This window comes from Antrihabitans stalactiti (assembly GCF_012932915.1).
GTDB classification, from domain to species: Bacteria; Actinomycetota; Actinomycetes; order Mycobacteriales; family Mycobacteriaceae; genus Antrihabitans; species Antrihabitans stalactiti.
This window is the reverse complement of the sequence record NZ_VCQU01000008.1, coordinates 292,362-306,334: the sequence shown is the minus strand read 5'-3', so window position 1 is coordinate 306,334 and position 13,973 is coordinate 292,362. Positions and strand designations below refer to the sequence as shown.

Annotated in this window: 6 protein-coding genes; all 6 read left to right on the top strand. The window is 60.6% G+C overall.

From position 1 onward, the window contains the following. The first annotated feature begins 216 nt into the window (after positions 1 to 216). The 6 genes from drmD to drmC all read left to right on the top strand — a co-directional run bounded on the left by drmD (position 217) and on the right by drmC (position 13,943). Positions 217 to 3,375, top strand: a complete 3,159-nt coding sequence (gene drmD / locus FGL95_RS22730; protein WP_169591059.1) for a DISARM system SNF2-like helicase DrmD — start codon at positions 217 to 219, stop codon at positions 3,373 to 3,375. After that, on the top strand, positions 3,372 to 6,620 hold the full coding sequence (locus FGL95_RS22725; protein WP_206072191.1) for an Eco57I restriction-modification methylase domain-containing protein: 3,249 nt from the start codon (positions 3,372 to 3,374) through the stop codon (positions 6,618 to 6,620). Before drmD ends, FGL95_RS22725 begins: the two co-directional genes overlap by 4 nt. 153 nt (positions 6,621 to 6,773) lie before the next feature. Continuing rightward, positions 6,774 to 7,424 (top strand): type IIL restriction-modification enzyme MmeI, encoded by a 651-nt coding sequence (locus tag FGL95_RS32055; protein ID WP_338079981.1) that lies wholly within the window; start codon positions 6,774 to 6,776, stop codon positions 7,422 to 7,424. Continuing rightward, the gene (gene drmA, locus FGL95_RS22720) at positions 7,397 to 11,275 is read left to right on the top strand and encodes a DISARM system helicase DrmA (protein WP_169591056.1); all 3,879 of its coding nucleotides are present in this window, start codon (positions 7,397 to 7,399) and stop codon (positions 11,273 to 11,275) included. Before FGL95_RS32055 ends, drmA begins: the two co-directional genes overlap by 28 nt. Then, entirely contained in the window at positions 11,272 to 13,185 is a 1,914-nt protein-coding gene (drmB, locus tag FGL95_RS22715; protein WP_169591053.1) for a DrmB family protein, read from the top strand. The genes drmA and drmB overlap by 4 nt, the downstream gene beginning before the upstream one ends. Next, positions 13,182 to 13,943, top strand: a complete 762-nt coding sequence (gene drmC, locus FGL95_RS33185; protein ID WP_169591051.1) for a DISARM system phospholipase D-like protein DrmC — start codon at positions 13,182 to 13,184, stop codon at positions 13,941 to 13,943. The genes drmB and drmC overlap by 4 nt, the downstream gene beginning before the upstream one ends. The last annotated feature ends 30 nt before the right edge of the window (positions 13,944 to 13,973 follow it).

Here is a 13,973-nt window from a genome sequence, read left to right as displayed (position 1 = left end):
CGTTGCCAGGTTAGCGACAATCGATGTCTTCACCTAACGGAAATATCCGAATTTCGCAGCTCGGGTCGGTAGGTTGTGTCTGAACGGGGCCTTGCAAAGGGGGCGCGATGCGCGGCTACTCGCCCGCGACGACAATGTGGTGCAGCGGAAGGGCCTTCGGCCACAACGGCTCTCGCGGACGCCGCCCGGCAGTGCGAATTCGGTAAGGAAAGCAAAATGTCAGCATTCTTCGCTCCAGCGATCCCAGAGCCAGGGGCGCTAGTTTCCGTTCGAGGTCAGAAATGGATCGTCAGCGAAGTTGATCCAGCCGACGCCAACACTGTCGTCGCCCTTCAGAGCGTCGAGGACGGCCAATACGGCAACACGCTTGAGGTGATCTGGGAGGTCGAGCCAGGCACGGCGGTGCTCCCAAGCGGGTCCCTCCCCGAAGTCACTAGAGACGGCTTCGATCCACCCGAGCAACTCGCGGCGTTCTTGGACGCAGTGCGTTGGTCCGCGGTCACATCCGCCGACGTGAAGACGCTCCAGGCGCCCTTCCGCTCGGGCGTCGCAATTGAGGACTACCAGCTCGAACCTGTCGCGCGCGCCGTCGACGCTCCACGTGTGAACCTCTTGCTCGCCGATGACGTGGGTTTAGGCAAGACAATCGAGGCTGGGCTCGTCGCACAAGAGCTGCTACTGCGCCACCGCGCCAAACGGATCATGATCATCTGCCCGGCGGGCCTGACACTGAAATGGCACGACGAGATGGCCGACAAGTTCGGCCTCAACTTCACGATCATCGATTCGGAAGAATGCGCGCGCGTTCGCCGCACGTACGGAAGCGTGGCGAATCCCTTCAACATCCACTCTCAGGCGATCGTGAGCCTGCCGTGGCTTCGCGGGGCAAAGGCACAGCGCCTCCTTGACGAGGTAATTCCGGCTGACGGTCCGACATATCCGCGAACGTTCGACCTACTAATCCTCGACGAGGCTCACCACGTTGCGCCGGCCGCACCTCGGCAGGTTTACGCGGTCGACTCGCAACAGACCAAGTTGATCCGTCGCCTGGCACCACATTTCACACACCGGCTCTTCCTGTCGGCGACTCCTCACAACGGATATCAGGCGTCCTTCACCGCGCTGTTGGAGATCCTCGACGATCAGCGTTTCGCGCGCGGCGTCGAACCCGACGCCCAGGCGATCAAGGACACCGTCGTCAGGCGGCTCAAGCGTGACATCGTTAACGCCGACGGCTCGCCGAGATTCGTTGCCCGCGAGGCGAGAGCCATCCTTGTCGATTACCCCGAGAGCGAGCGGCAGATCCACGCGGAGCTCACGCGGTTTGCCCGGTTGCGTCGCAAGAAGCTGACGACGAATGGCGGCCGCAGAGCCACGGACTTGGTGACGCTGCTGCTCAAGAAGCGGCTGTTCTCAAGCCCGGCGGCATTCGCACATACCGTCCAGGTCTACAGCGGAACCCTCCGATCCCGCGCTCAAGCGGTAGCCCCAATTGGCGACGAGGCACCAGAGTGGTTGGACGAATTCTTCGACGACATCGCCACCTACGACGATGCCGAACTGGTAGAGGCCGAAGATGATGCTGTCAACCGTGTCCGGCCAATGCAGCCCGACGCCGATGACGACGAATTCGCGCTGCTTCGTCGAATGCTTGACTGGGCGCTTGCCCATGAAGCGCGGCCCGACGCGAAGGCGAAAGAACTTATCGGATATCTGGAGGCGGTCTGCCGGCCGGACAGAAAGGCATGGACGAACGAACGCGTAGTCGTATTCACCGAATACCGGGACACGCAGCTGTGGTTGATGAGCCTATTGCGGCAGAACGGCTTTGGCGCTGATCGAGTTTCTGCCCTGCACGGCGGTATGGCAACAGACGAACGCGAAATGCTCCGCCTCGCGTTTCAACGCGATCCAAGCGAGCCAGGAAGCACCGTGCGCATCCTGCTCGCGACCGATGCAGCGAGTGAAGGTATTGACCTGCAACGTCATTGCCATCGCCTGGTCAACTACGACATTCCGTTCAACCCGAACAAGCTCGAGCAACGCATCGGGCGCATCGACCGCTATGGGCAAACCAGGACGCCTGACATCCGGCATTTCGTCGGGACGGGCTGGGAGAAGGCCGTCGATTCGTACGAAGCTGATCTGGAGTTCCTGTCCCGCGTCGCCACGAAGGTGGCTCGAATGGAAGAAGACCTCGGTTCCGTCAACGCCGTTCTTTCCGAGGCGGTTCAACGTCGAATGCTCGGTGAGATAACCACTTTCGACGTGGAATCTGCTGGGAAGAAGAAGGCTCGCTTGGCCGCGGAGTCGAATGTACGAGACCAAGTTCGGCGCTTACATTCGAATCTGCGGCAAACCGTGGAGGAGCTTGGCATCACACCACAACGGGTGAAAAGGGTGGTCGACACAGCGTTCAATCTCGCTCGCCAGCAACCACTGGCCGTGCACCTCGACGAGAAGTATCTGGCGGATGGGATGTTCGACGTGCCGACACTAACCGGCTCGTGGTCGCGAGCGGCCGAGCGGCTCACCGACCACGCTCGAATTGGACGTGATGGGCAGATTCACCAACTACCAATTACCTTTGACCAGAACGTGATGCGCGGTGACGACGACGTGATTCGTGACGACGTGGTCATGGCCCATCTGAACCACCCGCTCGTGGCGATGTCCACACGACTGCTCCGGGCTGCGGTTTCCAATGACCAGGTGGGCCTTCGGCGAGTCACTGCAGTCGTCAGCGACGATCCTGAGCTCGAAGATGTTCTGGTGGGCGCATATTCGCGATTCGTATTGGTCGGTGCGGATGGACTGCGCCTTCACGAGGAGGTGCTTTACGCTGGCGGGTGGGCACCACAATCAGCGCGCTTCCGACGTTTGGAGAACTTGACCACCCTCGGCGGGATCCTCGATCGTGCAATGACTGACGGCCGTCAGGCATCCGACGCAGTATGGGACAGGATCAGCGAGCGATGGCCGAGAATCTCCGATGGCTTGCTGGGCGCGATCGAATGGCGTAGCAATACGCGTCTGGAATCGTTGCAACGCAAACTAGAACAGCGCGAGAAGGACGAGCGAGATCGCATCAATTCGGTCATCGCACAATTCTCCGCGACGCTACGTTCGGCGCTTAACACCGACGAATACACGGAGGAGGAAGCCCTCTTTAGCCGCTCCGATTTGGAGAAGTCCAAAGATGAGCGAGCACAATACCGACGCGACCGCCAGAACTGGGAGCAGCGCCTCGATGCTTTGAAGTTCGAGCGCGACCGTGAGCTGGATGCCGTTTCCGCTCGATACCGCCATCAAGATCCGCACAGGTTTCCTGTCGCCGTCGTGTTCGTCATTCCCGCAAAAGAGGCCACCCGATGAGCGCATACCACCGACCCGCCCGGCCTAGGGTTCCCGACAGCACCGAACAGCACCGCGACTGGCTCGGGCTAATAGAGGTAAGCGGCCCGTTCCTCTCGCTATCAGTACTTCGGCAGACATGGCCGACACTTGATGCGCTGGAAAAGCCCGAACGAGAACGCCTTCGGCGAGCGCACAGTGAATGGCAGGCCGACGCGCGCGGCGGCCAGCAAGCCTGGATCGACTACGTGCTCCACGATCTCCTCGGTTGGGGCGACACGCTCCTCACACGCGATCTCGACGCTCTGCAGATGGAGGTGCCAGAGCACGACAGTCTGGTGACGCCGTCGTTCGCACTCGTGGAGCCGGACGAAGACGCGAAGCCGACCACTACACGGATTCTCGGGATCATTTGCGAATCGGGTACCGCTCCAACCGCGCGCATTCAGGGTGAGCCCTGGTCTGCCACAACGGTAGATCGCTTGGCAAGGCTGTGCCGTCACCACGACATCGAACTCGGCATGGCAACCGACGGGCGATGGTGGGCGTTGGTGTGGGCTCCCCGGGGTGGCGTGACCACGACAGCGGTGTTCGACGCTGTCGCCTGGGGCGATGCCGGCGAGCGAGATGTGGTTCGTGCATTCGTTTCCTTGCTATGCCGGCGCAGGGCCTTTGGAGTACCCGACAATGAGCGCCTCGGTGCACTTCTGGAGCGGAGTAAGGACTCTCAAGAAGAGATCACCGAAGCGCTCGGTGTGCAGGTCCGCCAGGCCGTCGAGTTGCTGGTCGCGGCAATTGGCCGCGCAGATAGTGAGCTGAGGAGACGGGGCGAGACCGGCCTGAGTCAGATCGATGCGCACGACGTGTACCGAGGGGCCGTATCGGTGATGATGCGAGTCGTGTTCCTCCTATTTGCCGAGGAACGCGGATTACTCCCGTCAGATAACGACCTTTACTCGACGGCGTACTCGGCCGCTCGCCTGTGTGCTGAGCTGGAGGAGCGTGCGCTCGATGGATCCGAAGACGATCTGGAACACACGTATCTCGGCTGGCACCGGCTACTCGCACTTTTCGGCGCTGTCTATCACGGTGTGAACCATCCGCGTCTGACGATGCACGGGCACGACGGATCACTGTTCGACCCTGATACTTTCGCGTGGTTGCCCCTGAATATCGACGATCGCACAGTGCTGCACATGTTGCGTGCCGTGCAGTTTGTTCAAATTGGAAAGGGAAAACTTCGCGAGCGCCGAACGCTGTCGTTTCGCGCCCTAGATGTTGAACAGATCGGCTACGTTTATGAGGGCCTGCTCTCGTTTGACGGCTTTCGCGCCGACGACGTAGTACTTGGGTTGATCGGCAAGGAGGGTGTCGAAGAAGAGGTTCGGCTGCAAGACCTTGAAGGCCTCGCCGCGCTATGCGGCGACAACTCAGCTTTCGCTGCAAAACTGTCGGAGAAGTACAACCCGTCGGGAATCGGATCACCCGTTGCCCTAGCTAAACGTCTGGCGCCCATGTCAGGCACAGAATACGAGGATGCTCGTAAACGGCTCCTCTCAATGGTGCGCGGTGACTATCCACTGGCCCAGCGCCTACTGCCGCTATACGGCATCATTCGATCCGACCTTCGCGGGCTCCCTGTTGTTGTGATGCCGGGAGAGCTATACGTCACAGAGTCGCCTCTACGTAAGAACACAGGGACGCATTACACCCCCCGCTTTCTCGCGGAACAGGTTGTCGAGGGCGCGCTCGAGCCCCTTGTTTACGAACCAGGCCCGCTCCAAACCGCGGCAAGAGATGACTGGAAGCCCAAACCCAGCTCCGAGATTCTTGAGTTGAAAATTGCCGACATCGCGATGGGCTCAGCAGCGTTCCTGGTTGCGGCCGCCCGTTACCTCGGCGACAGGTTGATCGAGGCTTGGACCCGGGAAGGTGACGAACGGGCAAGCGGCCGGATCCTGGTCGACAACATTGTTGCTGAAGACGACCACGTTGTGGTGGAGTCTCGTCGAGAGATCATCGAGCACTGCCTCTACGGGGTCGACATAAATCCGATGGCCGTCGAAATGGCCAAGCTCTCCCTTTGGCTGGTCTCCATGGATTCCCGCCGGCCATTCACCTTTCTCGATGATCGACTTTTGAGCGGTGACTCGCTGCTTGGCATAACATCCATCGAACAGCTCGAGTACATGCACATGGACCCACAAGCTGGACGAGAGATCCACAAGCGCGGACTGATCGACTTCACTGCTGGAATACGCGAGCTCGTAGCCGAGACTGCGGAGACACGGCGATTGGTGTCCACGGTGGACGGCACGACGCTCGAGGGTCTGAACCGCAAGCGATCGATCTTGCACGGATTACACCTAACAACCGGCAGGGCTAGGATATTCGCCGACCTCTGCGTCGGATCAGCGCTGGCACACGCACGCACCGGAGAACGTGGACTGCGAGACGGTTCCATCGCGGCCGCGGGCCAGGCCGAACGTGCCGATCGGGACGAAGCGGAGGTGAGAGCGGAGCTGGCAAAATGGCTGCGAACGGACCAGCCCGTGGGTGGATTCGATCGCAAACCTCTTCATTGGCCGCTAACCTTTCCCGAGGTATTTGAACGCGGCGGATTTGACGCAGTGATCGGAAACCCTCCGTTTCTCGGAGGCAAGAGAATCACCGGGCCGATGGGCACCGCATACCGGGACTACCTCGTAAACGCCATCGGCGGTGGAGTCAAAGGTAACGCCGACATGATTGCTTACTTTGCACTGCGCGCACATGTCCTTCTAAACAGTCGCGGGCAGGCAGGCCTGATCGCGACGAACACTCTGTCGCAAGGCGATACGCGCGAAGTTGGATTGGACCAACTGGTGAGGAACGGGGTGTCCATACGACAGGCAATTAAAAGTAGGCCGTGGCCGTCAAAGTCCGCAGCGTTGGAGTTTTGTGCCGTGTGGACGACCCGAGCACCCGTGGGTAATGGCGCCAAGTTTGTGCTGGATGGAGTCGCCGTCGAAGGCATTACCAGTGCTCTAGACGCGTCGTCACGGGTAAACGGTCAGCCGTTCCGGTTGTCGTCGAATCAGGAGATCTCATTCCAGGGAAGCATCGTCCTCGGCCTCGGATTCACCATGGAGCCAGCGGCAGCGCGAGCCCTTATTGGACAGGATCCCAAGTACAGAGAAGTGCTGTTTCCATACTTGAACGGACAGGATCTGAATACTAGTCCGACATGCTCGTGCAGTCGGTGGGTTGTCGACTTTCACGACTGAAGTGAGAGTCGCGCAAAGACCTACCCAGCGGCTTTCGAAATCGTCGATAATTACGTACGCCCGGAAAGGCAACGCAAAAAAGCAAATGGCGAGTTCGTTCTTCGGAAGCCACTCCCACAGCGTTATTGGCAGTACGCCGACAAACGGCCCGGTATGGTGCGTGCGATCGCTAATCTCGACCGAGTTGTGGTTATTGCGCAGACGAGTCGATCAGTGATTCCGGTGATGGCTCCAACCGGGCAAGTTTTTTCTCATATGCTCGTAGTTTTTGCCACCGACGACACCGCGATGCTCGCAATTCTCTCAAGTTCCGTCCACTTTTTGTGGGTAGAATCGCGTGGGTCCACGCTTGAAACTCGAATTCGCTATATACCTACGGACGTCTTTCAGACATTTGCCATGCCTGCTCTTACCGATGAAATGCGAGATCTCGGCTCTTATCTCGACACCTTTCGTGCAGATGTACTGCTTGCGCGAGGCTCCGGCTTGACTAAAACGTATAATCTCGTCTTCGATCCGACTTGCACCGACGCCGACATCAAGGAATTGCGTGCCATACACCGCGCGATCGATGAGGCTATTGTGCGCGCATACGGGTGGGCAGACCGCGTTGCGAAGGTCGGCGGGCTCGACCATGGGTTCCATAAGATCGGGCGTGAAGTCCGATACACAGTCGCCCCGGCGGCGCAACGCGAAATTCTCGACAGCCTTTTAGAGCTCAACCACGATCGTTACGCGGACGAGGTTGCGCAGGGCCTCCACGACACAGAGCGACGATGCGGGAACGAAGAGAGGCTCTTCTGATGCCGCCAAACTCCAAAATCGGTGCCCCCAGTGATGACGCAGCAGAGTCCGGACAGCCGGAGTACCTTCTCCCGCCCCTGGCTATTCCACAAGCCTTTGAAAATGCGGGGAGCTTCGAGGTTCGTAGCGAGCTGCAAGAGCTGATCGCGCGGGATTTATTGGGTCCTTGGGACGGCGGAACCGAACGGTTCCCGCCTCGCTCGGCAGGACCACGCGAGCGTTACCTGGTTGGAATGCTTGGCCCTCGCCATCAGCCGGAATCCAGCCTCGACGATGCAAACGAGATGGCGGACACTGAGGCGGGTGTGAGCGGCGATGCCCGAGGTGAGGAGGGCGGCGAGCTTCCCGAAGTCCTTACAACGCAGAATCTCGGCCGCATCTGGGCGTCTTCGATGGGCTTGTCCTTCTGCCTCGATGCAGCCACCCGAGCGATCGCGGTGACGTCGTCCTGGGGAATCTACGGCAAGCACGAGACCGAGGACGACGACGGCAAGAAACGAACTGTTTGGGGGCGCGAACCGATCTCATTCACACGCGAAGTCCGAGTGGATGACGAGGGCGACCAGCGGATTCCACTGACGGCGACCGATCCGGATACACCGTGTGTGTATCTCGCCGTCGCAGTCCGGGAGAAGGAGTACTCGCGCACTGTCGAGTTGACGCTCATTAACAACCAGCTTGAGGCGCCCACAAACAAGGACACCTCCTGGCTGTTCCAGACCGCACTCTCCGTCACCGCTCTCGACGGCGCCTCGCCAGTGTTCCTCCCCATAGACGATCCACTCGATAGCGCGCCGGTTAGCGACGACGACCCCGAAGAGCTGCACTTGCGGCTGCTCTACCGGAAGAACCTCAAATTTGCGGCGGGCCGCAACGTCGCAGTTCATGCGTATGTTGCCGACAACTCAAGACGCGCCGACAAACTCGAAACCACATGGCTTCCTACGTATGACGTTGCCTCGACCAACGCTGACGTCACGGAAGGAAGCCCCCTTGCCGCGGTTGAATTGAGAATGGACGAGCTCGCCACGGCTAGTGCCGAAAACCTCCGCATCGGACTCACCCCACTCGCTGACGGTTACGATGATTGGCTAAACAAGCAAGAAGCGGATGTCGCCGATCTACCGGATGCGTTGCGTCCCGCCGCACAGACAGCGATCCTCAACGCCCGTCGCGCCGCCAACCGGATCCGCTCAGGCATCGTGCTACTCACCGACGCAGACAACCCTCGCCACGCAGATGCGTTGCGTGCGTTCCATTTCGCGAACCGAGCCATGGCTGACCAAAGACGGCGGACAGAGATCGGCCGTATTCGGGAGGGTTCTGCCGTGGGCTACGCTGACGCACTCGACGAGGTAAACAGCCGCGGCCCCAAGGCCGCTATGTGGCGGCCGTTTCAGTTGGCGTTCGTCCTGCTTAACCTGCAGCCTCTCACCGACCCCGACAATCCCGAACGCGCAGCCGCAGCCACCGCCACAGTCGACTTGCTTTTCTTCCCGACGGGCGGCGGAAAGACGGAGGCGTACCTGGGGCTGACCGCGTACACGTTCGCGATTCGGCGCATGCAAAAAGTGATTGGAGCCGGCGAACTGGCGCGAAGTGGAGCAGCCGGAGTCGCGGTGTTGATGCGCTACACACTTCGGCTGCTAACGGCGCAACAGTTTCAGCGCGCGGCAGCACTTGTCTGCGCATGTGAAGTGATCCGTCAAGAAGACGAGCAGACTTGGGGAAAGGAGCCATTCCGCATCGGTTTGTGGGTTGGCGGCGGCGTATCCCCCAATTGGTACAAGGATGCCGAGGACCAAATCGCCGAAGCTCGCGAGGCCGGCGAAGGCAAGCGCACGAGCGTGCTGCAGACACTGAGGTGCCCTTGGTGTGGAACCCGCCTCCTCGCCCACCGCGACCTACTCGCCCGCGCGGATGCCCGTCGAGTGCTGCTCTTCTGCAGTAACGCGGAGGGCGCCACCTCATGTCCTTTCTCGCGCACTCAATCCGCCGAGGGGCTACCCATTCTCACCGTGGATGAGGAGATCTACCGGTATCTTCCGAGTCTTGTCATCGCGACCGTCGACAAACTGGCGCAGCTACCTTGGCGCGGATTCGCTGGACTGCTGTTCGGGCGCGTGCGGGAACGATGCCCTCGGCACGGCTATCGACACCACGATCTCGACGCAAAGATCGGTTGCGGCGGAAGGCACAACAAGAAGGGCAATCTGCCAGCCGTCGCGAGCGAGCCAACAATTCGTCTGCGGCCGCCTGACCTCATCATCCAGGACGAGCTGCATCTAATATCCGGAGCACTTGGCACGACAGTCGGCTTGTTCGAGGCGGCAGTCGACCAACTGACAACGTGGACGACGCCGTCGGGCAACGAGACTGGGCCAAAGATTGTCGCATCGACCGCGACTACTAAGCGTGCCGCCGACCAGGTTCGCGGGGTTTTCGGTCGCGATCTGGAAATCTTCCCTCCGCAGGTGATCGACATCGCCGACACGTTCTTCTCCGCCCAAATTCCGGTCACCGCGGAAAATCCCGGCCGCCGCTATCTCGGGGTCTGCGCACACGGTGTGCGACTCAAGTCGGCTGAAATACGGCTCGCCGAGGTCCTTTTGCTGGCCGGTCAGACCTTGTTCGACCGCCACGGTCAAGCCGCCGACCCTTACATGACATTGGTCGGCTACTTCAATGCCACGCGTGAGCTAGCGGGAATGCGGCGCTACATCGACGACGACGTGACAACCCGTGTTCGTCGCAGAGGTCGCGCGCGCGGCCTGTCCGACCGAATTATCAGCGGCACCCAGATGCTCAATACGCAAGAACTGACATCCCGCATCTCTTCGGGAGACATCAGCGAGGTACTCAAGCAACTAGAAATCGGCTTCGATCCGGACGTCGATACGAGCGAGCGCCGCCGCGCAATCCTCGAAAACATTCGCGACGTCATGCAAGCGAACAAGAAGCTGCCGGCGAACAAAGACCGGACGGCGACGCACCCTATTGCAGACAAATGGAGTGCGCGGAGTCGCGCAGATACGACACCGGTGGACGTTGTACTCGCGACGTCGATGTTGCAAGTTGGCGTCGACGTTTCACGCTGGGGGTTGATGGTGGTCACCGGTCAGCCGAAAAACACCGCCGAATACATCCAGGCATCCTCGCGTGTGGGTCGCGATTCCAAGCGACCTGGGCTGGTCGTCACGCTCTACAACTGGACCCGACCGCGCGATCTTGCTCATTACGAAGACTTCGAGCACTACCACGCAACCTTTTACCGGCAGGTGGAAGCACTGTCAGTGACCCCCTTTACGCGTCGCGCACTGGATCGTGGTACCACCGCCACTTTCGTTGCAGCAGTTCGAAACATCGCCGACAGCCATTCTCGAAACGGTGACGCGCAGGACGTGGATCTTGAGGGCACAGAGGTGGCCAAAGTCGTTGATCGGATGCTGACTCGCGCCGATGCGATAGCCGGTGCGCGCGGGCGCAGCTATCTGGCCGAGCGGATCCGGCGCCTCACAGACATCTGGAATCAACGGAAGGCAGGCTCGACCCGCTTGGGTTACGACACCGGATCCGATGGCCAGCAACGCCTTGTCGGTCTCCTAACCAAGGCTGGTGAGGGTCGGTGGACAGATACAACTGTTGGCTTCTCGATGCGCGAGACCGAGAACGAGATCAACCTCGTGCTGCCTGGGGGCGGCGAGCTTACCAACCCGATGTTCGGAGCCCCGGCCTGGTCCTTCACAACCTCCGACGATGGTGCCAGCGCCGACACGGCCGATTCCGACGTTGGCGACGATCTCGGCGGATCTGAACTCGCCGAGCCGCCAGACCAAGGGGTGAAGTCATGACAGACCGCGAGCGTTATCGTCGACGAGTCGGATCTGTGAGACCGAGCCATCTGATGTTTACAAGCGGAGTTGGCTCGCTCGTAGACCTCCCGAACTTTTCAGTTCTTGTGCGCGGCCTCGATGATTGGCGCTACGACGCTGTTCCCGAGTCGGAGGAGATTGCCGAGCCTCGCCTACTTGCCGGCGTCAGAGCCCTTCCCGGCAAGCGGTGGGTGACGCAACTGCGACCGGCGCCTTGGATGGATGGAGTCGATACAGATCCGAGCGGACCAGCCGCCCGTGTCGGAGTGCCTGTGACCCCCTTCCCGGCGTGGCTCCGATGCAGCGCCTGCAATGAGCTCGCGCCCATCGACTCTCAAGTATTCGGCTTCGAGAACGACAAGCCTCGCCGACCGCATGACGCGCGCTTCTTCCATACAAACTGCCCGCGCAAACGCTCGGGCAAGCGACCGCTCGCCGTCGCGGCACGATTCGTACTCGCCTGCACTGCGGGACATCTCGATGAGTTTCCGTACACCCATTTCGTGCATCAGGGTGGAGGATGCCCCGATGTCAGCCACCCCCGGCTGCAGATGGACGACCGCGGCGGCAACATCGGTGCGAACGTCGAGATCCGCTGCGTCAACTGCAGCGCACATCGCAACATTCGACAGGCAATGGGCGCACGGGGAGCAGAAAATCTTCCTCGGTGCCGCGGCCGCCACCCTCACCTCGGAAACCACTTTCAGGCTGGCGGATGCACAGAGCAACCGAAGATGCTCGTCATCGGCGCCTCGAATCAGTGGTTCGCCCAAACCCTCTCGGCACTGGCGGTACCCAGGACTGCCGCCGGGGAGCTGGGGACCCTAGTCGAGAAGTACTGGGACCAGGTGTCGCAGTTGCCAAAGTCCATGTACGAGTACGGTCGCGCGAACGTAGTCGCGTTTCGGGAACTCGATCGGTGGACCGACGACCAGATTTGGGACACCGTCGAACGACTGCTTGCCCAGAGGGCATCGGGCGGTACCAGCACGGAAGAACCCGCAGGATACCCAGACCTCAGAACACCCGAGTGGGATGTGTTCTCCGCTGACCAATTTCCCGAGCCTACGGACGATTTCACCCTGCGGCGTGATCCTGACGGCGTACCCGCGGAACTCAAGACGGTGTTCGCCGATGTTGTCCAAGCCGAGCGACTCCGAGAAGTGCGGGCACTCGTCGGATTTACTCGCCTCGACTCCCCGGACCCAGACGATCCCGAACTCGTCACTCCCGCACCGCTTTCACGCGACGATCCGACATGGGTACCCGCGAGTGAGGTGCGCGGCGAGGGCATATTCCTTCGCGTACCTGAGGAACTCCTACACGACTGGGAGAACCGCGTCGAAGATTCAGCAGCAATGAATCGACACAGGGCCGCCTATGCGCGGTTCCGCGAGAACCGGTATTCGGATCGCATTCGCGGGCCGTTCGACCCGATGAAGAACTGGCCAGGCGCGCGCTACATCGCCCTGCACTCGTTGTCGCACTTACTGATTCGCGCGATCGCGCTCGACTGCGGATATAACTCGGCCAGTCTTTCCGAACGTATCTACGCGGGCACCGACGATGACCCACGCACCGGCATCCTGATCTACACGGCCGTTCCTGATGCGGAGGGCACTCTCGGGGGATTGGTCTCCCAGGCTGAACCCGAGCGTCTCGTACGGCTTACACGCAAGGCACTTTCCGATGCGTGCCGATGCTCGTCCGACCCGCTGTGTTCCGAACGGCTACCGCAGCCACACGCCGACTTCTTGCACGGTGCGGCATGCCACGTCTGCCTATTTCTCTCCGAGACAACCTGCGAGCGTGGCAACCGCTTCCTGGATCGCCGGTTTGTGGTGCCGATTGATAAGCCGGAGCTGGCCTTGTACCGGGATTTGCCGTGAACGAATTCGAACGAATCGCGTCGGCGGCAGCGCCCGCCCTCGGCGTCGCAACGATTCGCACGGTTGCCGGCCATCTGTCTTCAGGCACGTCTGACCACGCCGTGATTAACTCTGTCGGAGATCGAGTTCGTCAGTCAATATCGCGAATTCTGCAGGCGCGTAATGAAGCTGACGTTGCTCCGGCTCACGCTGCGGTATTTCTCCGCGGATTGGCGGCTGGATATGAGCACGCAGCGAGCGATACCGTCGAGACAGTCTGGAGCGGCCCGTCAGAATACGGAGTCCCAGTCCGCGCGACCGCCCAAGTGTTGATCGAAGTCATCAACACCGCTAAGACCGAGCTGCTCCTGATGACTTACTCCGCGAAACCACACGAGCAGATCCGGACTTCGCTGACAGCAGCGACGTCGCGCGGTGTGTCAGTTTCAGTAGTTGTCGAGACGATTCAAGGCGCTGGAAGTGCCATGTCCGGCGCCGAACCAGCGGCAGCATTCGCACGCATTCCGGGCCTGCGCCTCTGGCATTGGCCACGCGCCCAGCGCCTGGAGGCGACATCGAAAATGCACGCAAAACTCGCGGTTGCGGATCGGCGTCTCCTATTTGTATCGAGCGCGAACCTGACCCAATCGGGTGTGGAAAAGAATGTCGAGGCCGGGCTGCTGGTTCGCGGCGGAAATGCCCCAGCACGGGCCGCAGAACATGTTGACGCCCTACGAATCTCTGGCATACTCGTGCCACTGACTTCGGGGGGTCAATGATGACGGCGCTATGCGTCGTCGAGGATCAAC